Source organism: Variovorax sp. CAN15, assembly GCF_030462475.1.
Classification (GTDB): domain Bacteria; phylum Pseudomonadota; class Gammaproteobacteria; order Burkholderiales; family Burkholderiaceae_C; genus Variovorax.
Map to the genome: position 1 here is coordinate 46,476 of NZ_JASMRZ010000010.1, position 20,108 is coordinate 66,583.

At 67.4% G+C, this 20,108-nt stretch carries 24 protein-coding genes; 10 read left to right on the top strand and 14 right to left on the bottom strand.

The window, feature by feature from the left end:
- Window positions 1–147 precede the first annotated feature (147 nt).
- A complete protein-coding gene (gene orn, locus QMO14_RS10145) occupies window positions 148–744 on the bottom strand; it encodes an oligoribonuclease (RefSeq protein WP_301506653.1) in 597 nt (198 codons plus the stop codon).
- Window positions 745–803: 59 nt separating this feature from the next.
- On the opposite strand from orn, the gene QMO14_RS10150 reads away from it, so the two are divergent.
- From QMO14_RS10150 to rsgA, 3 genes are read left to right on the top strand one after another with little or no spacing between them, the layout of a single operon-like run.
- Complete coding sequence (locus tag QMO14_RS10150) at window positions 804–2,066, top strand: M48 family metallopeptidase (protein WP_301506655.1); 1,263 nt, start codon at window positions 804–806, stop codon at window positions 2,064–2,066.
- A gap of 35 nt (window positions 2,067–2,101) precedes the next feature.
- Entirely contained in the window at window positions 2,102–2,455 is a 354-nt protein-coding gene (locus QMO14_RS10155; RefSeq protein WP_301506657.1) for a 4a-hydroxytetrahydrobiopterin dehydratase, read from the top strand.
- A gap of 12 nt (window positions 2,456–2,467) precedes the next feature.
- Entirely contained in the window at window positions 2,468–3,421 is a 954-nt protein-coding gene (gene rsgA / locus QMO14_RS10160) for a ribosome small subunit-dependent GTPase A (RefSeq protein ID WP_301506659.1), read from the top strand.
- A gap of 14 nt (window positions 3,422–3,435) precedes the next feature.
- On the opposite strand, the gene QMO14_RS10165 is transcribed toward rsgA, so the two are convergent.
- From QMO14_RS10165 to rpsP, 8 genes are all read right to left on the bottom strand, one after another.
- On the bottom strand, window positions 3,436–4,461 hold the full coding sequence (locus QMO14_RS10165) for a hypothetical protein (RefSeq protein WP_301506661.1): 1,026 nt from the start codon (window positions 4,459–4,461) through the stop codon (window positions 3,436–3,438).
- 14 nt (window positions 4,462–4,475) lie between these two features.
- The gene (gene hisC / locus QMO14_RS10170; protein ID WP_301506663.1) at window positions 4,476–5,576 is read right to left on the bottom strand and encodes a histidinol-phosphate transaminase; all 1,101 of its coding nucleotides are present in this window, start codon (window positions 5,574–5,576) and stop codon (window positions 4,476–4,478) included.
- A gap of 17 nt (window positions 5,577–5,593) precedes the next feature.
- Window positions 5,594–6,595, bottom strand: a complete 1,002-nt coding sequence (locus QMO14_RS10175) for a CobD/CbiB family protein (RefSeq protein ID WP_301506665.1) — start codon at window positions 6,593–6,595, stop codon at window positions 5,594–5,596.
- A 30-nt stretch (window positions 6,596–6,625) separates the two neighbouring features.
- Window positions 6,626–7,369 carry a CoA pyrophosphatase gene (locus tag QMO14_RS10180; protein ID WP_301506806.1) on the bottom strand — a complete coding sequence of 248 codons (744 nt, stop codon included), beginning with the start codon at window positions 7,367–7,369 and terminating at the stop codon, window positions 6,626–6,628.
- A 126-nt stretch (window positions 7,370–7,495) separates the two neighbouring features.
- Window positions 7,496–7,876, bottom strand: coding sequence for a 50S ribosomal protein L19 (gene rplS, locus QMO14_RS10185; RefSeq protein ID WP_301506667.1), 381 nt, complete (start codon window positions 7,874–7,876; stop codon window positions 7,496–7,498).
- Window positions 7,877–7,986: 110 nt separating this feature from the next.
- The gene (gene trmD, locus QMO14_RS10190) at window positions 7,987–8,733 is read right to left on the bottom strand and encodes a tRNA (guanosine(37)-N1)-methyltransferase TrmD (RefSeq protein WP_301506669.1); all 747 of its coding nucleotides are present in this window, start codon (window positions 8,731–8,733) and stop codon (window positions 7,987–7,989) included.
- A gap of 17 nt (window positions 8,734–8,750) precedes the next feature.
- On the bottom strand, window positions 8,751–9,305 hold the full coding sequence (gene rimM, locus QMO14_RS10195; protein ID WP_301506671.1) for a ribosome maturation factor RimM: 555 nt from the start codon (window positions 9,303–9,305) through the stop codon (window positions 8,751–8,753).
- Between the two features lie 15 nt (window positions 9,306–9,320).
- Complete coding sequence (rpsP, locus tag QMO14_RS10200; protein WP_007831311.1) at window positions 9,321–9,584, bottom strand: 30S ribosomal protein S16; 264 nt, start codon at window positions 9,582–9,584, stop codon at window positions 9,321–9,323.
- Between the two features lie 178 nt (window positions 9,585–9,762).
- Between rpsP and QMO14_RS10205 the strand changes: the two genes are divergently transcribed.
- Window positions 9,763–10,287: a GNAT family N-acetyltransferase gene (locus QMO14_RS10205; protein WP_301506684.1), complete on the top strand. Its 525-nt coding sequence runs from the start codon at window positions 9,763–9,765 to the stop codon at window positions 10,285–10,287.
- Window positions 10,284–10,730 carry an NINE protein gene (locus QMO14_RS10210; protein WP_301506686.1) on the top strand — a complete coding sequence of 149 codons (447 nt, stop codon included), beginning with the start codon at window positions 10,284–10,286 and terminating at the stop codon, window positions 10,728–10,730. Before QMO14_RS10205 ends, QMO14_RS10210 begins: the two co-directional genes overlap by 4 nt.
- Window positions 10,731–10,733: 3 nt before the next feature.
- Here the strand turns inward: QMO14_RS10210 and QMO14_RS10215 are convergent, their stop codons facing one another.
- The 5 genes from QMO14_RS10215 to hda all read right to left on the bottom strand — a co-directional run bounded on the left by QMO14_RS10215 (window position 10,734) and on the right by hda (window position 15,480).
- Window positions 10,734–11,744 carry an inorganic phosphate transporter gene (locus QMO14_RS10215; protein WP_301506689.1) on the bottom strand — a complete coding sequence of 337 codons (1,011 nt, stop codon included), beginning with the start codon at window positions 11,742–11,744 and terminating at the stop codon, window positions 10,734–10,736.
- 14 nt (window positions 11,745–11,758) lie between these two features.
- Window positions 11,759–12,403 carry a DUF47 domain-containing protein gene (locus tag QMO14_RS10220; RefSeq protein WP_021006205.1) on the bottom strand — a complete coding sequence of 215 codons (645 nt, stop codon included), beginning with the start codon at window positions 12,401–12,403 and terminating at the stop codon, window positions 11,759–11,761.
- Between the two features lie 126 nt (window positions 12,404–12,529).
- Complete coding sequence (gene folK / locus QMO14_RS10225; RefSeq protein WP_367618153.1) at window positions 12,530–13,144, bottom strand: 2-amino-4-hydroxy-6-hydroxymethyldihydropteridine diphosphokinase; 615 nt, start codon at window positions 13,142–13,144, stop codon at window positions 12,530–12,532.
- Complete coding sequence (gene pcnB, locus QMO14_RS10230) at window positions 13,144–14,766, bottom strand: polynucleotide adenylyltransferase PcnB (protein ID WP_301506696.1); 1,623 nt, start codon at window positions 14,764–14,766, stop codon at window positions 13,144–13,146. Before pcnB ends, folK begins: the two co-directional genes overlap by 1 nt.
- Window positions 14,767–14,793: 27 nt before the next feature.
- Entirely contained in the window at window positions 14,794–15,480 is a 687-nt protein-coding gene (hda, locus tag QMO14_RS10235) for a DnaA regulatory inactivator Hda (protein ID WP_301506698.1), read from the bottom strand.
- Between the two features lie 150 nt (window positions 15,481–15,630).
- Between hda and purM the strand changes: the two genes are divergently transcribed.
- The 5 genes from purM (at window position 15,631) to QMO14_RS10260 (ending at window position 20,107) form a co-directional block, all read left to right on the top strand.
- A complete protein-coding gene (gene purM, locus QMO14_RS10240) occupies window positions 15,631–16,671 on the top strand; it encodes a phosphoribosylformylglycinamidine cyclo-ligase (RefSeq protein WP_301506700.1) in 1,041 nt (346 codons plus the stop codon).
- 57 nt (window positions 16,672–16,728) lie between these two features.
- A complete protein-coding gene (locus QMO14_RS10245; protein ID WP_301506702.1) occupies window positions 16,729–17,820 on the top strand; it encodes an AI-2E family transporter in 1,092 nt (363 codons plus the stop codon).
- Between the two features lie 123 nt (window positions 17,821–17,943).
- Window positions 17,944–18,504, top strand: a complete 561-nt coding sequence (locus QMO14_RS10250; protein ID WP_301506704.1) for a cysteine hydrolase family protein — start codon at window positions 17,944–17,946, stop codon at window positions 18,502–18,504.
- Window positions 18,501–19,142 carry a DJ-1/PfpI family protein gene (locus tag QMO14_RS10255; RefSeq protein WP_301506706.1) on the top strand — a complete coding sequence of 214 codons (642 nt, stop codon included), beginning with the start codon at window positions 18,501–18,503 and terminating at the stop codon, window positions 19,140–19,142. The genes QMO14_RS10250 and QMO14_RS10255 overlap by 4 nt, the downstream gene beginning before the upstream one ends.
- Entirely contained in the window at window positions 19,106–20,107 is a 1,002-nt protein-coding gene (locus QMO14_RS10260; protein WP_301506708.1) for a GlxA family transcriptional regulator, read from the top strand. Before QMO14_RS10255 ends, QMO14_RS10260 begins: the two co-directional genes overlap by 37 nt.
- Window position 20,108: the final 1 nt, after the last annotated feature.

The window sequence follows — 20,108 nt, forward strand, 5'->3', positions numbered from 1 at the left end:
GCCCTTTTTGATCGGCAAAAGCGATCGGGCGCGGTGTGCAAGATAGGGAGATGCGAGAAACGCTCACCGGGCTAAAAATGCCTGCCCGGCCAGCGAAGCCCGCAATTATGGCACGAATCCGGGTTTTTACCTAATCCCAGGTTTTACTCAATCTGCAAGGCGCAGGAATGTCTCCCGGTAGTGCGCCAATTCCTCGATGGACTCGTGCACATCCGCCAGCGCCGTATGCGCCTGCTGTTTCTTGAAGCTGTTGTACGCGGCCGGCTTCCAGCGCTTGGCCAGTTCCTTCAACGTGCTCACGTCGAGATTGCGGTAGTGGAAGTACGCCTCCAGCTTGGGCATGTACTTGACCAGGAAGCGCCGGTCCTGCCCGATGGTGTTGCCGCACATGGGCGAACCGCTGCGCGGAATGTACTTGGCGATGAATTCCAGCAGCTGCTGCTCGGCCGCGGCTTCGTCGAGCGTGGACGCCTTGACCTTGTCGATCAGGCCGCTGCGGCCGTGAGTGCCCTTATTCCAGGCGTCCATGCCGTCGAGCACGGCGTCGCTCTGGTGGATGACGAGCACGGGGCCGTCGATGCGGGGCGTGAGGTCGGGGCCGGTCACGACCACGGCGATTTCGAGCAGGCGCTCTTTCTCGGGGTCGAGACCGCTCATTTCGCAGTCCAGCCAGACCAGGTTCTGGTCGCTTTTCTTCAGGGTTGGCGTGGCTGCGGGAGGCGTCGGGTCAAGGGATTCGGGCATCGCAGGATTGTCGTCGAAGGGCTGCGGCCCCGGATAGCGAGGGCTAAACTCGCTGGTCCATGTCCTATTCGCTCATCTTCACCATCGCCTTCGCGGCTGCGATCGTCGCGGGCCTGCTCGTGAAGTTCTGGCTGGCCACGCGGCAGGTCCGTCATGTGGCGCAGCACCGCGGCACCGTACCGGCCGCTTTCGCGCAGACCATCACCCTCGCCGCGCACCAGAAGGCCGCCGACTACACCATTGCCAAGGCACGATTCGGCCTGGTCGAGATGGCATGGAGCGCGGCGCTGCTGCTCGGCTGGACCCTGCTCGGCGGCCTCGACCTTCTCAACAAGCTCCTGCTGGGCTGGATCGGCGGCGGCATGGTGCAGCAACTGGTGCTGCTGGCAGCCTTCGCCGCCATCGGCGGCCTGCTCGAACTGCCCTTCACGCTCTGGCAGACCTTCAGGCTCGAAGAGCGCTTCGGCTTCAACAAGATGACCTGGAAGCTCTGGCTGGCCGACACGCTCAAGTCCACGCTTCTGGGCGCCGTGATCGGGCTGCCGATCGCCGCGCTGATCCTCTGGCTCATGGGCGCGGCCGGCCAGCTGTGGTGGCTGTGGGCCTGGGGCGCGTGGATGGGCTTCAACCTGCTGCTGATGCTGATCTTCCCGACCTTCATCGCCCCGCTGTTCAACAAGTTCCAGCCGCTCGACGACCCCACGCTCAAGGAGCGCGTCACGGCCCTCATGAAGCGCTGCGGCTTCGCGGCCAAGGGCCTGTTCGTGATGGACGGCAGCACGCGCAGCGCGCATGCGAACGCCTACTTCACCGGCTTCGGCGCCAGCAAGCGCGTGGTGTTCTACGACACGCTGCTGCGCCAGCTCAATGCGGGCGAGGTCGAAGCCGTGCTCGCGCACGAACTCGGCCACTTCAAGCACCGCCACATCGTGAAGCGGCTGATTGCGATGTTCGCGCTGAGCCTGGCCGGCTTCGCCCTGCTGGGCTGGGTGTCGACACAGGTCTGGTTCTATGCGGGCCTGGGCGTGCAGCCCAACATGTCGGCGCCCAACAGCGCACTGGCGCTGCTGCTGTTCCTGCTCGCCGTGCCGGTGTTCGGTTTCTTCGTCGCTCCACTTTCCGCCCGGCTGTCACGCAAGCACGAGTTCGAGGCCGACGCCTATGCGGTGGCCCAGACCAGCGGCACCGACCTGTCGGCCGCCCTGCTCAAGCTGTACCAGGACAATGCATCGACGCTCACGCCCGACCCCGTGTTCGTCAGGTTCTACTACTCGCATCCCCCGGCCTCCGAACGTCTAGCGCGCATGACAGCGGCAGCCTGATCCGACTGACTCCCCCTCACCCGAAGAAGCCCATCATGAGCAGCATGTTCAAGCCCAAGGACTGGAAGAACCTCCCTCCTCGCAAGGCGCTGAGCGCCACCGAGATCGTGTCCGGTCTGGCACGCCTCGACGGCTGGAAACTCACCGGCGACGGCGCCAATGTCGCCATCGAAAAAACCTTCAGCTTCGCCAACTACTTCGAAACCATCGCCTTCGTGAACGCCCTCGCCTTCGTGGCGCACACGCAGGACCACCACCCCGACCTGTCGGTGCATTACAACCGCTGCGTGGTGCGCTTCAACACGCACGACGTCAACGGCCTGTCGGTCACCGACTTCGACTGCGCCCGCCAGGCCGACGCGCTGGTCGGTGCCACTCCCGCCGCCTGATGGAATGCGCCCTTGGCTAAGCCCGGCCGCGCCGCGCCCGCAGCAACAGCCGCTGCGAAGGCACTCCACGAAGGACTCGTCGTCGCCAGCCATGGGCGCCACTGCCTGGTCGAAACACCCGCTGGCGAACGGCTGATCTGCCATCCGCGAGGCAAGAAAAGCCAGGCCGTGGTCGGCGACCGCGTGCACTGGCAGGCCAGCGAGGACGAAGGCACCATCGAGCAGGTGCTGCCGCGGCGCAATCTGTTCTACCGGCAGGACGAGATCCGCACCAAGTCCTTCGCGGCCAATCTCGACCACGTGCTGATCCTGATCGCGGCCGAGCCAGAGTTTTCCGAACACCAGTTGGCCCGGGCGCTGATCGCGGCCGAAGCCGAGCGCATCGCTCCGATCATCGCGCTCAACAAGAGCGACCTCGTTGAACCCTTCGAACGCGCCTGGGCCAGGCTCGCACCCTATCGCCGCATGCACCACGGCGTGCTGCCGCTGTCGCTGAAGGCATCGGCGGAGGCGGACTACGCCTCACTGATGAAGCTGCTCGCCGGCAAGTCCACGCTCGTGCTGGGCCCATCCGGATCAGGCAAGAGCACCCTGACCAACTTGCTGGTACCGGGCGCGACGGTGCTGACGCAGGAAATCTCTCAGGCGCTCAACTCCGGCAAGCACACGACCACCAGCACCACCTGGTACTGGATCGACGAAGCCCGCACCACCGGTCTGATCGACTCCCCGGGCTTCCAGGAATTCGGCCTGAACCACATCGCGCCGATGCAGCTTGCCGGCTTCATGCCCGACATTGCCGAGCATGCCAACGACTGCAAGTTCTACAACTGCACGCACCTGCACGAGCCGGGCTGCGGCGTGATCGCGAACGTGGAGACCTCCGATGCGCCGGGCGCGATCAGCGCGAGCCGCTACCGGATCTATGGCGAGCTGTTCGAAGAGCTCAGCCAGAAGCGCTACTAAGAACCGCTGCAGCCTCAGCCGAGCCAGACCCGGTAAGACTGCCAGGTCGGGTCGAACTCCAGTTCCATCGTCGCCCCCAGATCCATGTCGTCCTGCAGCGATTGCGCCTGCGTGATCGCGCTGTCCGGGTCGGCCACCTGGAAGTGGATGGTGCGCACACCCTCCTCCAGCACCACGTGCGTACAGCAGCCGGCCTCGTGCATCCGTAGCCCCGCCGTCAGCCGGTCTTCGTAGCCGCGGGCATCTTCAAGCTCCTCACCCGATTCGACCGGAATCGCCACGGACAGGCGATGGCACAGGTCGGCGCGGCCTACCAGGGCAATGGCGCTGTCGTTGCGCATCACGACCATCCCGATCTCGCGGCCATCCTCGGCCGTGCGCGCTGCGCTCAGGCCGGACCAGGCATGCTCGCCAAAGGCGAACACGCCCGTATGGCCGAGTTCGTCTCGCCAGCAGGCGTCGAACAGGGGCACGAAATCGTCGAGCGGCACGCCCTTGAAATCGGCCTGTGCGCCCGGCTCCACGTAGTCGACCGCGCCGACCTTCACCGCGAAGTCGTACTCGCCCAGGATGTGGTCGAGCATGATGAGGCTCATATGGCGGGCGTGGTCCTGCATGTCCATCGGGATCGGCTTGGCGAAGCCGATTTCCAGCGCCACCCGCCCACGGTAGGGTTCGTGCCTGACCAGTACCTCGGAGCTCGCCAGCTCGAAGTTGTTCATGCGCATGCCGAAGCCGTCGCTCGCGCGCTGGCGGAAGGCTTCCACCTCGACCCGCGGCAGCCTGGGGCTCGCTTGCACCAGCATCATCAGGTCCTCGAAGTCATCCACCGATCCATGCGCGGTCAGCACGAGCTTGAAGACGGGCGGATCACCCGCCACCTCGGCCGCAAGCCGCGGAAAGTGGGGGCTCAGCAACTCGTTCAGCCGCTCCATCAGCTCACGGGCGGGCAAGGCCCGCAGGCTTTCGAGACGGTTGCTCACGGAATTCCAGAAGCCAGCACAAGCCTCGGCGCGCGGGTCGGAGTCCAGGATCGGCATTGGCTGGGCGTCCTTCACGGAGTTGAGTCGAAGATGTCCTGCAACCGCTGCACGAGCAGACTGCATTGCTCCCGCGTGCCGATGCTGATACGCAGGAACTGCGCGATGCGCGGCGGCCTGAAGTGCCGCACCAGCACTGCGCGCTCGCGCAGCAGGGCGGCCAGCTCGGCAGCGTCGCGCTTCGGGTGACGCGCGAAGACGAAGTTTGTCTGCGACGGCAGCACCTCGAAGCCCAGGTCCTCGAGCTGAAGAGTCAGGCCCTCGCGGGTGTCGATGATCCTGGCGCAGGCGTCACGGAACCAATCCTCGTCTTCAAGCGCCGCGACGGCACCTGCAGAGGCAAGGCGGTCGAGAGGATAGGAATTGAAGCTGTCCTTGACGCGAATCAGCGCGTCGATAAGGTGCGCCTGGCCGCAGGCAAAGCCCACTCGCAAACCGGCCAGTGCACGAGACTTGGAAAGGGTCTGAACCACGAGCAGGTTCGGATACCTGCGGATCAGCGGCAGCGCGCTCTCGCCGCCGAAATCGACGTAGGCCTCGTCGACCAGCACCACGCGATCGGGACAGGCATCGAGCAGCTGCTCGATGCGCGACAGGGGCAGCCCGATGCCGGTCGGCGCGTTCGGATTCGCGATGACGATGCCCGCGCAACCCTGGCGCGCGCGGGCCGCGAGGGCATCGACGTCGATGCGCAGGCCCTCGTCCACGGGCTGCTGCTCGCAGGCGATGCCGTAGAGCTGCGCGTAGACCTTGTAGAAGCTGTAGCTCACGTCCGGCATCAGCAGCGGCTCTGCCTGCTGGAAGAATGCGAAGAATGCGTGCGCGAGCACCTCGTCGGAGCCGTTGCCGGCGAAAACCTCGTCGGGCTGCAGGTTGTGCCGGCGGGCCACTGCCTCGCGCAACGCGAGCGAAGTGGGGTCGGGATAGCGCTCCAGGCCTTCTTCGGCAGCGCGGCGGATGGCCTCCACCGCAATCGGCGACGGCGGATACGGGTTCTCGTTGGTGTTGAGCTTGACGAGGTTCGCGATGCGCGGCTGCTCGCCTGGCACATAGGGCTCGAGCGCGGCGATCCGCGGGCTCCAGAAGGCCGGCACCGGCTGCCGTTGCTGGGTCATGGCTTCATGCATCCCGCTCAGCCGAGCAGGCGAGCCAGGGTCAGCAAGGCCAGCAGCACCATCCACATCACGACCGAACGCCAGACCAGGCCGACGACGCTGCGCAGATGGCCCGGCTCGGGCTCGCGGCCGGGAGTGCTGCCGCTGTCGGTGCGGCGGCCGTCGGCCAGTGATTCACCGGCCTGGGCACGCGGCAACGGGTCGGCGACCGGGATCGGGCGCAGCGAGCCGCCGCCCAAACGCACATTTACCGCGCCCGAGGTGGCCGCGAGGATCACGCCGTCGTTCTCGTTGGAAAAGCGCTGCGCGTCATTGCGCCAGCAGTCGATCGCCTCCTCGAAGCTGCCGACCACCGCAAAGCCCAGCGCGGTGATGCGCGCGGGCAGCCAGTCGATGGCGTGCCAGGCGCGGTCCGCGGCCTCTTGTACCGAAACACTGGAAGGCTGAACCGCTGCGCCGTTCTTGTGCGCCCAGTAGCGCGAGACGAACTCGCTCATGCGATAGAACACCGCGCCAGCCGGACCGAGGCCGATGGCCGCGATGATCGAGAACCACGCGAGCACGCCGAACACATGGCGGTGCGCTGCAATCACCGAATGCTCGATGACGTGGCGCACGATCTCGCTGCGCGGCAGGTCGGCCGCGTCGACGCCCTGCCAGTGCGCGAGCAGCGAGCGCGCCATAGGTTCGTCGCCTTCGTCGAGCGCGTCGCGGATGTCGGTGAAGTGGTGGCTGAACTGCCTGAAGCCCAGCGTGACGTAAAGCACGGCAATGCTCCAGAGCACCGCGAAAGGCAGGCCGAGCGTGAGCACCAGAAGCCAGTGAACGCCCAGTGCGCCGAGCGTGGGGATGAACACGGCGAGCCCCCAGGCGATCCATCCGTGATGCGGCTTGCCCGCGTCGAAGTTGCGGCTGGTCCAGCGTGTCCACGCAAGCACCGCGCCGTACACGGGATTGTGCGGGCCCAGCGGCCGCACCTGCTCGATCAGCAGCGCGCACAGGATGGCAAAAAAGCTCATCCTTCGATGATAGCGAGAGCGCCTGAAGGTTCAGGCTGCCAGGAAGCGATAGAGATTGCGCAGCATGCCCGCAGTCGCACCCCACACGAAGCGCTCGTCCGCACCATCCTGATAGGGCATGGAGTACCACTGGCGCCGGGTGCCGTCAGGTGCGGGAACGGTGTGGTGGCGGTGATTGGCCGGATCCATCAGCCAGGCGAGCGGCACCTCGAAGGCTTCGGCGACCTCGTAGGGATTGATGGTGAGTTCGAAGTCGGGTTCGACCAGGGCGACCACTGGAGTCACGATGAACGAGGTCACCGTGGTGTAAGTCGGAAGGCTGCCGAGCACCTCGATGTATTGCGCCGAAAGGCCGACCTCCTCCCATGCCTCGCGCAATGCGGCAGCGGCGATGTTGGCATCTTCGGGGTCGACGCGGCCGCCGGGAAACGCTACCTGCCCCGAGTGGGTCGACAGGTTCGACGTGCGCTCGGTCAACAGCACGGTCGCCCCCCGGGAGCGCTGCACGATCGGCACCAGCACCGCTGCCTGCGCGGGAACGCGGTCGGTCATGCGCGCGTCGCGGCGCAGTTCGGGCGTCCAGGCGGGAGGGGAGGCGAAACGCGCCCGCAGCGCCTGCGCCGTCAGATGCTCAGCTCCCACTGCCGGCAATCCTGCGACCTCTCCGGCCACGAAAGGCACCTTGCGCGGGTCGAACTGCATCAGCGCGGGCGGCGCCACGGCGTTGACGATTTCGGCGGAGGCGGCTTGCGGGGAAGTGGATGAGTGGGTCAAGGGATGAAAGTACCGGAGCCGGGTGGGCGAAGTAGAGCCGAAAAAGGGCAACTTGTCGTCGAGCAGGGACAACAACGCAAAAAGCCGCCAGAGCGGCGGCTTTTCTTGCACGACAGGAGGCTGCTGTTACGCGGCCGTCGCAGCCGTCGACTTGCTCGGCAGCTTTTCCTTGATGCGTGCCGAACGGCCGCTGCGTTCACGCAGGTAGTACAGCTTGGCGCGGCGCACATCGCCACGACGCTTGACTTCGATGCCGGCGATCAGCGGGCTGTAGGTCTGGAAGGTACGTTCCACGCCTTCGCCGCTGGAGATCTTGCGCACGGTGAAGCCGCTGTTGAGGCCACGGTTGCGCTTGGCGATCACAACGCCTTCGTAGGCCTGCACGCGCTTGCGGGTTCCTTCGACGACGTTCACGCTGACGATGACCGTGTCACCGGGCATGAATTCAGGGATGGTCTTGCCGAGACGGGCGATTTCTTCCTGCTCGAGGGTCTGGATGAGGTTCATGATTTCCTGATATTCGATCTTGCCGGGCTACACAAAAGGCGCCTTTGGCTTTCACGGGAAGACCGCAAAAAGACCGGGCGCGGCCGGACAGAGGATCGGGGAACCGGGGATTATAGCTTTTTTTTCAGCGCGGCCTCATCGGCCTTGCCAAGACGCCCCGCCGCGCGGGCCGCATCGATCAGCTCGGGGCGCCGTTCGGCCGTGATGGCAAGGCGCTGGTCGCGCCGCCAGCGCTCGATCTGTGCATGGTGGCCCGAGAGCAGCGGTGCCGGAACGCCCTGCCCGTTCCACTGCTCGGGACGCGTGTAGTGCGGGCAGTCGAGCAGGCCGTCGAGCGCCGGATTGAAGCTGTCCTGCACATGGCTGGCCTCGTCGCCAAGCACGCCCGGCTGCAGCCGGGCCACGGCATCGAGCAGCGCCATGGCCGCGATCTCGCCGCCAGAGAGCACGAAGTCGCCAAGGCTGATCTGGTGGGTGACGCGCGCATCGATGAAGCGCTGGTCGATGCCTTCGTAGCGGCCGCAGACCAGCACCGCGCCTTCGCTACCGGACCAGCGCTCGACCACCTCGTGCCGCAGCACCTCGCCGATGGGAGAAAAAAGAATGACGGGCGCCTCGGCTCCACGCGCGGCAAGCACTGCATCGAGGCAGTCGGACAGAGGCTCGGCCATCATGACCATGCCGGGGCCGCCGCCGAACGGCCGGTCGTCCACGCGCTTGTAGTTGCCCTGCGCGAAGTCGCGCGGATTCCACAGCACCACTTCGACCTGCTTCGAGTCGTAGGCGCGGCGCGTCACGCCGCTGGCCACGAAGGGCGCGAACAGTTCGGGAAAGAGCGTGAGAACGTCGAAGCGCATGCCTCGCGGGGCGCCGGTCAGTAGTCCGGCTGCCAGTCGACCGTGATGAGCCGCCCGGGCAGGTCGACCTTGTCGACGAAGGCCGAGACGAAGGGCACCATGCGCTCGATGGCCTTGCCATCTTCTTCGGCAGCAAGCACCAGCGTGGTCTGCGGGCCGGTCGCGAGCAGTTCGCGCACGGCGCCAAGAGAGACGCCTTCGCGGTTGACCACCGACAGGCCGATCAGGTCGACCCAGTAGTACTCGTCGTCGCCGGCCGTGGGAAAGCTCGAGCGCGGCACGAACACGCGCGCGCCGCGCAGCGCCTCGGCGGCGTTGCGGTCAGGCACGTCTTCGGACGTGGCGACGATGCAGTCGGAATGTTCCTTGGCTTCGCGGATCGCGAGCCGGAAGGCTGTGCTCGCCGAGGCTCCGGGAGCCTGCAGGAACCAGCGCTTCGATGAGAAGAGCGCCTCGGGCTGGGCGCTGTGGGGCAGGACCTTGAACCAGCCCTTGATGCCCCAGGCATCGGCGATGCGCCCTACTTCGATCGCATCCGCCGGCAATTCGGCGGCTTCGAGTGCGGGCAGCATCGCCGTGCGGGCGGCTTAGGCCGCCGCCTTGGGAGCTGCCGCGGCAGCTTGCTTGATCAGGCGCAGAACGGTGGGCGAAGCTTGTGCGCCGACGCTCTTCCAGTACGCCAGGCGGTCCTGTGCGATGCGGATGCTTTCTTCGTTTTCCTTGGCGGTCGGGTTGTAGAAACCCAGGCGCTCGATGAAACGGCCATCGCGGCGAACGCGCTTGTCCGACACGACGATGTTGAAGAACGGACGGCCTTTGGAGCCGCCGCGGGAGAGTCGAATGACGACCATGATTTATCCTTGGGTGGTCAGCAGGCCTCGTGGATTGAAAAAGGCCCGCTCACAATGTTCTTCCAGCGTCGAGACACGCGACTGGCCACCCGGCCAGCGACACGCTGAAAAGCCCACGATTATAGCCCGACCCGCGTTTTTGTCCGAATTTCGGCCTCGCGCCACCCGTTTCACCCGCATGCCCCTCGCCATCCGCCCCTGCCGCGAAGAAGACGTCGCAGCCATCACGGCCATCTACGCCCACCACGTGTTGCACGGCACCGGCACCTTCGAGACCGAACCTCCCTCCCCCGCCGAAATGGCCACCCGCCGCGCCGACGTGCTCGCCAGGAACCTGCCTTACCTGGTCGCCGAGGAGGACGGCGAAGTGTTGGGTTTTGCCTACTGCAACTGGTTCAAGCCGCGCCCGGCCTACCGGTTTTCGGCCGAAGACTCGATCTACGTGTCGGAGTCAGCACGCGGCAAGGGTCTGGGCGCCAAGCTGCTGGCGGCGCTGTCGCAGGCGGCCGAGACAGCTGGCGTGCGCAAGCTGATCGCAGTCATCGGCGACTCCGCCAACGCAGGCTCCATCGGCGTGCATCGCAGCCAGGGCTTCACGCACGTCGGCGTGCTGAAGAACTGCGGCTGGAAGTTCGGCGAATGGCGCGACGTCGTATTGATGGAAAAGGTGCTCAGCGAAGGCGGCACCACCAAACCCGAATGAAAAACAAGACCATTGCCGCCTGGCTTTCCTTCCTCGGCGGCCCCTTGGGGCTGCACCGCTTCTACCTGCGCGGCATGGGCGACTGGCTCGGCTGGCTGCTGCCCATTCCCACCGCGCTGGGCGTCTATGGCATCGAGCGCGTGCGCATGTACGGTGTTGACGACGGATTGAGTTGGGCGCTGATCCCGCTGCTGGGCTTCACCATCGCCGGTTGCGCGCTGATGGCCATCGTCTACGGCCTCATGACGCCCGAAAAATGGAACGCCCGCTTCAATGCCAGCGCCCCGACCGACGCCGAACCCGGCCGCACGAACTGGTTCACCATCGGCGCCGTCGTGCTCGCCCTCCTGTTCGGCAGCACGATCCTGATGGCCAGCATCGTGTTCAGCTTCCAGCGCTACTTCGAGCACCAGATCGAAGAGGGGCGGAAGATTTCGCAGTAGCCGTCAGAACAGCTGCATGCTGATCCAGTAGGCAATAGCCGCCACGAACGCCGAGGCCGGGATCGTGAAGATCCACGCCCACACGATGTTCCCCGCCACGCCCCAGCGCACCGCGCTTGCGCGCTGTGCCGAGCCCACGCCGACGATGGCGCCCGTGATGGTGTGGGTGGTCGACACCGGAATGCCCAGCGCGGTGGCCAGGAACAGCGTCAGCGCCCCGCCCGTCTCGGCGCAGAAGCCGCCCACGGGCTTGAGCTTGGTGATCTTCTGGCCCATCGTCTTCACGATGCGCCAGCCGCCGAACATGGTGCCCAGCGCAATCGCGGTGTAGCAGCTCACGATGACCCAGTTCGGAGGCGTCGAATCGCTGGCGGAGGCATAGCCCGTGGCGATCAGCAGCATCCAGATGATGCCGATGGTCTTCTGAGCATCGTTGCCGCCGTGGCCCAGGCTGTAGGCGCCGGCCGAGACCAGTTGCAGCCGACGGAACCAGCGGTCGATGCGCGACGGGGTGGCGCGGCGGAAGCCCCAGGCCACCACGACCATCATCAGCGAGCCGAGCACGAAGCCCAGCAGCGGCGAAACGAAGATGAACGCCACCGTCTTCCAGATGCCCGAGGCGACGAGGCCGCTGGTGCCGGTCTTGGCGATCACGGCGCCCACGATGCCGCCGATCAGCGCGTGCGACGAGCTGCTCGGAATGCCGTAGTACCAGGTCACGAGGTTCCAGCTGATGGCACCGATGAGTGCGCCGAACACCACGTGCACGTCGACCACCCCGGGATGGGCGATGCCCTTGCCCACCGTGGCGGCCACGCTCAGATGAAAAATAAAGATCGCGATCAGGTTGAAGAAGGCCGCGAACACCACGGCCTGACCCGGCTTGAGCACCCCGGTGGAGACCACCGTCGCGATCGAATTGGCGGCGTCGTGGAATCCGTTCATGAAGTCGAACAGGATCGCCAGCACGACCAGCACCACAACCACCCAAAGGGCGACCTGAACTGTTGCCATCGGTCGCTGCCCGCTTACGAGTTCTCGAGGACGATGCCCTCGATCACGTTGGCCACGTCCTCGCACTTGTCGGTGATCGTCTCCAGCAGCTCGTAGATCGCCTTGAGCTTGATCACCTCGCGCACGTCGGGCTCCTCGCGGAACAGCTTGCTCATGGCGCTGCGCATCACGCGGTCGGCGTCCGATTCGAGGCGGTCGATCTCTTCGCAGGTCTTCAGCGTGGCCTCGGCCACGGCCGGGTCGGCGATCTTGCCGAGGAACTTGACGGCGTCCTTCAGGCGGTCGCAGCACTTCACGCTCAGGGCCGTGAGACGCACGATCTCGTCGGTCATGTGACGCACGTCGTACAGCGCCATGGTCTCGGCCGAGTCCTGGATCAGGTCGGCCACGTCGTCCATCGTGTTGATGAGCTTGTGGATCTGCTCGCGGTCGATGGGCGTGATGAAGGTCTTGTGGATCAGCCGGTTGACGTCGTGCGTGACGCGGTCGGCGGCGCGCTCGGCGTTGTCGACGTCGCGGTTGTACTGCTCGCGCAGGTGCACGTCGTTGTAGTTGGCCACCAGTTGCTCGAACGCCCGCGCCGCCTCGACGATGCGCTCGGCGTGCTGGTTGAACATCTCAAAAAAATTCCCCTCGCGGGGCAGCAGCTTGCCGAACATGGGTGGCGCTCTCCTGGATCTCGGAACTTGCCTGCCACAAACGTGTGACAGTGTGATGAAAAACCGCGCAAGTGTACCGGGAGGGAGGCACCGGGCCGGGCGGGCGGGTCACCGCCCCGCCGCCGGTCAGCCGCGGATGCGTTCGATGACCTGGCTCGAAACCCGCGCCAGCGCCGCGCGCGGCACCTTGTCGGGTGCGATCTCGGCCAGCGGCTTGAGCACGAAGGCGCGGTCACGCATGCGGGGATGCGGCAGGCTCAGCCTGGGCGTGTCCTTGACCGAATTGCCGTGCATCAGCAGGTCGAGGTCGAGCGTGCGCGGCGCGTTGGGAAAGGGCCGCTCGCGCCCGGCCTGCTCTTCGAGCAGCTGAAGTTCGGAGAGAAATGCCTCGGCCGTCAGCCCGGTGCGCACCGCCACGACGGCATTGATGTAGTCGGGCCCCGAGGATTCGATGGGCGCGCTGCGGTACAGCGACGAACGCGCCGTGACCACGGTGCGCTCGATGGCGCCGATGGCATCCATGGCCGCCGTCACCGCCGCCTGGGCGTCGCCCAGGTTGGCGCCGATGGCGACGAAGGCCTGCACGGTCGGGTAGTCCTCCTTCGAGCGGCGCACTGCGGGGCCGCCGCCGGAAGGCCGGGCCTGGGCACGTCTCGCTGGCGGTGCCGCGCGCTTGCCTGCGGGAGCACGCGGCGCGGCGCCCCTCTTGCCGTCGCCCTTGGGCCGATCAGGTTTGTTCATCACTCGCCTGCGGCGCTCCCGCCGCCCTCGCCACCACCGCCACCTCCGGTGCGCGGCTTGCGCCGGCGACGACGCTTGCGCGGCGCCAGGGCTTCGCCATCGGGTGGCACGGCCACGGTCTCGACCTCGTCGCCTTCGTCATTCCGGCCCGCATCCGCCGCGCGGCGGCTCGCCGGCTCGCCACGCTGCTTCGGGGGCTGCTGCGGCGTCTCGCGCACCCGCACGCGCTGGCGCACCTTCTGTTCCTCGCGCACCTGCTCCAGCAGGTCTGTGCGGCGCACGTCGTCGGCGGTGCTGAATTCCTGCCACCACTCGGCAATGGCTTCACTCACCTCGCCCACGTCGGCGCGCAGACGCATGAAATCGAAAGCGGCGCGGAAGCGGGCCTGCTCGACCAGGCTGTAGGGGGTGGAGCCGGTGCGCTTGTCGAAGCGCGGCTGCATCATCCAGATCTCGCGCATGTCGGCGGCCAGCTTGCCCCGGCCCGACACGTCGCCGATGCGGGCGTTGAACACGTCGTCGATGGCGTCCTGCAGCGCCGGGAACGGCGGCTGCGCGCGCTGGCCGTTGCGCCCCTCCTGGCGCTGGGCCCAGCCATCGCGAACGTCGGCCCAGAGCACGCAGGCCAGCAGGAAGCTGGGCGCCACGGGCTTGCCCTCGCCCACGCGGCGATCGGTGTCCTGCAGGGCGGCCTTCACGAAGGGCTGGTCGGCGCGCTCCACCACCACGTCGAGCAGCGGATAGATGCCGCGGGCCAGCCCGAGCTTGTTGAGCTGCTCGACCGTGGCGATGGCGTGCCCGGTCTGCAGCAGCTTGAGCATCTCGTCGAACAGGCGGCTCTGCGGCACGTCGGCCAGCAGCTTGCTCGACTCGACCAGCGGGGCGGCCGTCTTGGCTTCCATCTTGAAGCCCAGGGCCGCGAGCTTGGCCGAGAAGCGGATGGCGCGGATGATGCGCACCGGGTCCTCGCGGTAGCGCGTGGCCGGGTCGCCGATCATGCGCAGCGTGAGCTTCTGGGCGTCCTTGATGCCGTTGTGATAGTCCACCACCACCTGGTTGGCCGGGTCGTAGTACATGGCATTCACGGTGAAGTCGCGGCGCGCCGCGTCTTCTTCCTGCGGGCCCCAGACGTTGTCGCGCAGCACCCGGCCGCTGGCATCCACGGCGTGCTTCATGCTGGCGAGCTCGCCCTTGCTGGTGCGCTCGTTGCCCGCCACCTGCTCGGCGGCGGCGTTGTCCATGTAGGCGCGGAAGGTCGAGACCTCGATCACCTCGTGTTCGCGACCCCGGCCGTACACCACGTGCACGATGCGGAAGCGCCGCCCGATGATGAAGGCGCGTCTGAAGAGCGACTTGACCTGCTCGGGCGTGGCGTTGGTGGCCACGTCGAAGTCCTTGGGGCGCAGCCCCAGCAGCAGGTCGCGCACCGCGCCGCCGACCACGTAGGCCTCGTAGCCGGCCTGCTGAAGCGTGGTCACCACGTTTTTCGCACGCTCGTCGACCAGGGCCGGATCGATTCCGTGGACTTCGGCCGGCACCTCCTGGCGCTTGCCGAAGCGGCTCTTGCCCTGCGTGCCGCCGGCACCCTTGCCCAGCAGCTTGTCGATGAATTTCTTGATCATTGTTTGTTGGAAGCCTTGTTCGCTCTTCTATTCGTTTTCGAGCATGGAGCGGATCAGCGGAATGGTGATCGCGCGTTGCGTCTGCAGGGCATAGCCGTCGAGCTGCGTGAGCAGCTCCATCAGGCTGCCGAGGTCGCGGCTGAAGCGGTGCAGCATGTAGTCGAGCACGTCGTCCGACAGCATCACGCCGCGCGCGTCGGCGGCCTGGCGCAGCACGGCGCGGCGTTCGCTTTCGCTGAGCACCTGCATGTGGAACACATGGCCCCAGCCGAGGCGGGTGCGCAGGTCCTCGCGCAGCGGCAGGTCGGCCGGCGGCAATGCGCCGGCGGCGACCACGCCGCGCTGCAGCGTCTGGGCGTTGACGAACCAGTTGAAGGCCGCGTGCTGCTGCACGGCGGTGTAGAGGTGCACGTCGTCGAGCAGGACGGCGCCCCAGCGCTCGTCGAACTCGGGCGGCTCCAGCAGGCCGGCGTGCAGCCAGCCCACGCTGGCGCCCTGCTCGCGCAGTGCGACACGCACCGATTCGAGCAGATGGGTCTTGCCGCTGCCGCCGTCGCCCCACAGGTAGGTAGGCACCGGCGAGTGCAGCGCGGGGCTGCCGGCGCCGCCCACCCACACTTGCAGGTGCCGCAGCGCCGCTTCGTTGGGGCCGGCGAAAAAGGCGTCGAAGCTGGGGCCCGTCGCAATGCCGATATCGAGCGCGAGCTGTTTCATCCCGGGAAGGTTCATGGAGGGGGCCGCGAGGGCCCTTAAAATCATCGGGAATTCTATCGGTCCGGCCAACATGGTTACCGGAGCCGCCTTCCGCTTCCACTCTTCACGTCCTTTCGCGTCTTTTCGCGTCCTTCCCGACCCCGACCACCCATGACCTCCTCCACGCCCACCCCGCTCAGCTACAAGGACGCCGGTGTAGACATCGATGCAGGCGACGCCCTGGTCGACCGCATCAAGCCGCTCGCGAAGAAAACCATGCGCGAAGGCGTGCTGGCCGGCATCGGCGGCTTCGGCGCCCTGTTCGAAGTGCCCAAGCGCTACAAGGAGCCGGTGCTCGTGAGCGGCACCGACGGCGTGGGCACCAAGCTCAAGCTGGCCTTCGAATGGAACATGCATGACACGGTCGGCATCGACCTCGTGGCCATGAGCGTCAACGACGTGCTGGTGCAAGGCGCCGAGCCCCTCTTCTTCCTCGATTACTTCGCCTGCGGCAAGCTCGACGTGGACACGGCCGCTGCCGTGGTCGGCGGCATCGCCCGCGGCTGCGAGCTCTCGGGCTGCGCCCTCATCGGCGGCGAAACCGCCGAAATGCCCGGCATGTACCCGGCCGGCGAATACGACCTGGCGGGCTTCGCGGTCGGCGCGGTCGAGAAATCGAAGATCCTCACGGGCCAGAACGTCAAGCCCGGCGACGTGGTACTGGGCCTGGCTTCGGCCGGCGTGCATTCCAACGGCTTCAGCCTGGTGCGCAAGGTGATCGAACGCGCCGGAGCCGACCTGCCCGCCACCCTCGACGGCAAGCCCTTCCGCGAAGCCGTGATGGAACCCACCCACCTCTACGTGAAGCCGGTGCTCGAAGCGCTGGGCAAGCACCCGATCAAGGCGCTGGCCCACATCACCGGCGGCGGCCTGCTCGAGAACATCCCGCGCGTGCTGCCCGAAGGCACCGCCGCCCATCTCAAGAAGGGCAGTTGGCCTCGGACCGAGCTGTTCGCCTGGCTGCAGAAGGTGGCCGGCATCGACGACATCGAGATGAACCGCACCTTCAACAACGGCATCGGCATGGTGGTGGTGATCGACGCCGCCGAAGCCGCGGCCTGCGCCGCCACGCTGCGTGCCGCCGGTGAAACGGTGTTCGAGATCGGCACGATCGCCGAGCGCGGCGAAGGCGCGGCCGTGGTCGTCGGCTGAACGCCGGCTGCCGCGTCCACTTTTCCCAAGCACAGAGCAAGCGCCCGCCCCCCCCGGATGGCCAACAAGCCGCAGCCAGCACCCGTCGCCGCAAAGACGGCCCCCGCCGCCACTTCCGCCGCTTCGCGCGGCGTGACGATCGCCAGCTACCTGCTGATGCTGGCGGCGCTGCTGCTGGTGATGTGGGAGCACCTGCTGCCGGGGCTGCTGTGCGTGTGCATCGGGTTCCTCGTCACGCGGTGGTTCTCGCGCCTGCTGACATCGGGACTTGCGCGCATTCCGGCGCTGGCGAAGCGACCCGGAAGCGCCAATGGCTGGGCCGGCGTGCTGGCCGTCACCGTGGTGCTGCTGGCGCCCATCGCCCTGATCACTCTGGCGCTGTCGCAGGCCCGCGAGTACATCGTGGATGCGCCGGACCAGTACCGCGAGTTGCTCGACTACACGGCGCGCACCGTGCTGGAGCTGCGCTCCAAGCTGCCGGTGGAGATCGCCGTCTACCTGCCCGAGGGCGCGGCCGAGGTGCAACGCGTGATCGCCAACTACCTGCGCGCGCAGGCCGGTTCGCTGGCCGTGGCCGGGCGCGCCTGGCTGCACGGCATTCTTTTTTCGTATGTCGGCCTGATCATCGGCAGCCTGGCCGCCGTGGCGCATGTGCCCCCGCGGCGCCTGCCGCTGGCGGAGCAGTTGCACCAGCGCGTGCGGACCTTCGGCGAAGCCTTTGGGCAGATCGTTGCAGCCCAGTTCTGGATCGCGGCCTTCAACACGCTGCTGACGGCCATCTTCCTGCTCTTCGTCATGCCGCTGTGGGACGCGCACCTGCCGTACACGCCGGCGCTCATCACCCTCACCTTCCTGGCCGGGCTGGTGCCGATCGTGGGCAACCTGGTCTGCAACTCGGTGATCACGCTGGTGGGGCTGTCGGTGTCGCCGGTCACGGCTGCCGCCTGCCTGATCTTCCTGATCGTGATCCACAAGGCCGAGTACGTCATCAACGCCAAGGTGGTGGGCGCGCGCACGCAGATGAGCGTGTGGGAGCTGCTTGCGGTGATGTTCGTGGCCGAGGCGGTCTTCGGACCGGCCGGGCTGGTGGCGGCGCCGCTGTACTACGCATACCTGAAGAAAGAGCTGCAGGCGGCGGCGCTGGTCTGAAGGGGCTTTCCGCCTTCTTCGATGTCCTGATCTGATCGATTCTGGTCCGCCCCCGAGCGGACCGGTAGCTGGCACCCCGGAAGAATAGGCGGCATCATCCACTCCGCCCCCCGAGCGCCCGCCATGAAAACCTGTCTGATAGTGATCGACGCCCAGGAGTCGTTCCGCCAGCGCGCCTACTGGAACGAAAGCCAGGCCGCCCCCTACTTCGCCGCGCAGAACGCGCTGATCGAAGGCTGCGCCGCCGCCGGCCTGCCTGTCGTGCGGGTCTTCCACACCGACGAGCCCTCCGACGCCAGCAACCCCTTCGCGGTCGAATCGGGCCACGTGCGTCCCATCGGCGGGCTGGCTGCCTTCGATGCCGCCGCCACCTTCACCAAGCATCGCCACAGCGCGCTGGTCAACAGCGGGCTGGATGTGTGGCTCACGCAGAACGGCATCGGCCGGCTGATCGTGAGCGGCATCCGCACCGAGCAGTGCTGCGAGACCACCACCCGCCACGCCTCCGACCTGGGCTGGGAGGTCGACTACGTGACCGACGCCACCCTCACCTTCGACATGAAGCACCCCGACGGCAGCCCGCTCGCCGCCGCCGACATCAAGGCCCGCACGGCCGCAGTGCTGCATGGCCGCTTCGCCACCGTCTGCACCGTGGCGCAGGCGCTGGAACGGGCGGTGGCATGAGCGACAGCGCCAGCCTGCGCGTGCTGATCCTCGCCTTCGACGGCGTGGAGGCCCTGGACTTCGCCGGCCCCTTCGAGGTTTTCACCACCGCGAGCCGGGTCAGCCAGCGGATGCGGCCGGGCTCGGCGGCGCCATTCGAGGTCGCCTCGGCGGCACACGTCGCCGCCGGCCAGCCCGTGCAGGCCCGCGCCGGCCTTCAGTTGCTGGCGAACCACGCACTGGCCGGCAGCCCGCCAGCCGACGTGCTGATCGTCCCCGGCGGCGTGGTCGACGCGCCGATGGCCAGCCCCGAGACGCTGCGCTGGATCGCCCGCACCGCAGCCGAAGCGAAGATCGTCGCGTCCGTCTGCACCGGCGCCTTCCTGCTCGCTGCGAGCGGCGTGGTCACGGACGACGCCGTCACCACTCACTGGGAAGACGTCGCCGAACTGCGCGAGCGCTTCCCCTCGCTCGACGTGCGCGAGGACGTGCGCTGGGTCGACAACGGCCGCGTCGTCAGTTCGGCAGGCATCAGCGCCGGCATCGACATGAGCCTGCACCTCGTCGAACGGCTGGCCGGGCGCGAGCTGGCCGAGCGCACCGCGCGCCAGATGGACTACGCATGGAACAGGAACCCGGCGTCCAGCCCATCCGCGTAGTCTTCGTCCTCCTGCCCGGCAGCCTGGTGCTCGACTGGGCTGGGCCGGCCGAGGCGCTGCGCATCGCCAACCAGCGGCTGCGCGCGACGGGGCGGCCGGAGCGCTTCGTCATCGAGTTCGCCAGCCCCCGGCCGACGGCCATGGGCTCGGTCGGCGTGGCGCTGGCCGGGCTATCGCCCCTGCCGGCGGCGTGGGACGGCCCCGGCTGGGTCGTGCTGGTCGGCCTGCCCGGCGAGCGCATCGCCATCGACAACCCCGAGACGCAGGACCTGCTGCACTGGCTGCGCGGACTGCGCTTCGAGCGCGGCCGGCTGGAGCTGGTGACCGTCTGTGCCGGCGCGGTGCTGGCGGCGCACGCAGGCGCCCTGGCCGGCCGGCGCGCCACCACGCATCACCATCACCTGGGCGAGCTGCGCGAAGTGGAGCCGCGCTGCGAGGTGGTGAGCAACCGTGTGTTCGTGATCGACCCGCCGCTCTACAGCAGCGCGGGCGTGACCACCGGCATCGACCTGATCCTGCACCGCATCGGCGAGCTGTGCGGCGAGGCGCTCGCGGCGCAGGTCGCGCAGTCGATGGTGGTGCCGCTGCGCCGGGGCCCGCACGATCCGGAGCTCTCGCCCTTTCTCGCCTACCGCAACCACCTGCACGCCGCGCTGCACCGCGTGCAGGATGCCGTCAGCGAGCAGCCGCAGGCCGACTGGAACGTGCCGCGCATGGCCGAGGTGGCGCACACCTCGGCGCGGCATCTCACGCGGCTCTTCGTCGAGCACGCGGGCGTTGCGCCGCTGGCCTACCTGCGGCGGCTGCGGCTCGCGACGGCGCAGCTGGCGCTGGCCTCGGGCGCGAGCGTGACGCGGGCGGCGGAGCAGTCGGGCTTCGGCTCCGACACGCAGTTGCGCCGCGCGTGGCACCAGTTCGGGCTGCCGGGGTCGCCATCGGAAGCGGGCTCGTCCTCTCGGACCTGAG

Coding starts and splice junctions, on each gene's coding strand:
- rpsP (WP_007831311.1), bottom strand. CDS start 9,584: ATGGTCGTCATTCGACTCTCCCGCGGCGGCTCCAAAGGCCGTCCGTTC.
- hda (WP_301506698.1), bottom strand. CDS start 15,480: ATGAAACAGCTCGCGCTCGATATCGGCATTGCGACGGGCCCCAGCTTC.
- purM (WP_301506700.1), top strand. CDS start 15,631: ATGACCTCCTCCACGCCCACCCCGCTCAGCTACAAGGACGCCGGTGTA.
- QMO14_RS10210 (WP_301506686.1), top strand. CDS start 10,284: ATGAAAAACAAGACCATTGCCGCCTGGCTTTCCTTCCTCGGCGGCCCC.
- QMO14_RS10175 (WP_301506665.1), bottom strand. CDS start 6,595: ATGAGCTTTTTTGCCATCCTGTGCGCGCTGCTGATCGAGCAGGTGCGG.
- QMO14_RS10255 (WP_301506706.1), top strand. CDS start 18,501: ATGAGCGACAGCGCCAGCCTGCGCGTGCTGATCCTCGCCTTCGACGGC.
- QMO14_RS10150 (WP_301506655.1), top strand. CDS start 804: ATGTCCTATTCGCTCATCTTCACCATCGCCTTCGCGGCTGCGATCGTC.
- QMO14_RS10250 (WP_301506704.1), top strand. CDS start 17,944: ATGAAAACCTGTCTGATAGTGATCGACGCCCAGGAGTCGTTCCGCCAG.
- pcnB (WP_301506696.1), bottom strand. CDS start 14,766: ATGATCAAGAAATTCATCGACAAGCTGCTGGGCAAGGGTGCCGGCGGC.
- QMO14_RS10205 (WP_301506684.1), top strand. CDS start 9,763: ATGCCCCTCGCCATCCGCCCCTGCCGCGAAGAAGACGTCGCAGCCATC.
- folK (WP_367618153.1), bottom strand. CDS start 13,144: ATGAACAAACCTGATCGGCCCAAGGGCGACGGCAAGAGGGGCGCCGCG.
- orn (WP_301506653.1), bottom strand. CDS start 744: ATGCCCGAATCCCTTGACCCGACGCCTCCCGCAGCCACGCCAACCCTG.
- rplS (WP_301506667.1), bottom strand. CDS start 7,876: ATGAACCTCATCCAGACCCTCGAGCAGGAAGAAATCGCCCGTCTCGGC.
- rimM (WP_301506671.1), bottom strand. CDS start 9,305: ATGCTGCCCGCACTCGAAGCCGCCGAATTGCCGGCGGATGCGATCGAA.
- hisC (WP_301506663.1), bottom strand. CDS start 5,576: ATGACCCAGCAACGGCAGCCGGTGCCGGCCTTCTGGAGCCCGCGGATC.
- QMO14_RS10245 (WP_301506702.1), top strand. CDS start 16,729: ATGGCCAACAAGCCGCAGCCAGCACCCGTCGCCGCAAAGACGGCCCCC.
- QMO14_RS10260 (WP_301506708.1), top strand. CDS start 19,106: ATGGAACAGGAACCCGGCGTCCAGCCCATCCGCGTAGTCTTCGTCCTC.
- QMO14_RS10155 (WP_301506657.1), top strand. CDS start 2,102: ATGAGCAGCATGTTCAAGCCCAAGGACTGGAAGAACCTCCCTCCTCGC.
- trmD (WP_301506669.1), bottom strand. CDS start 8,733: ATGCGCTTCGACGTTCTCACGCTCTTTCCCGAACTGTTCGCGCCCTTC.
- QMO14_RS10215 (WP_301506689.1), bottom strand. CDS start 11,744: ATGGCAACAGTTCAGGTCGCCCTTTGGGTGGTTGTGGTGCTGGTCGTG.
- QMO14_RS10220 (WP_021006205.1), bottom strand. CDS start 12,403: ATGTTCGGCAAGCTGCTGCCCCGCGAGGGGAATTTTTTTGAGATGTTC.
- QMO14_RS10165 (WP_301506661.1), bottom strand. CDS start 4,461: ATGCCGATCCTGGACTCCGACCCGCGCGCCGAGGCTTGTGCTGGCTTC.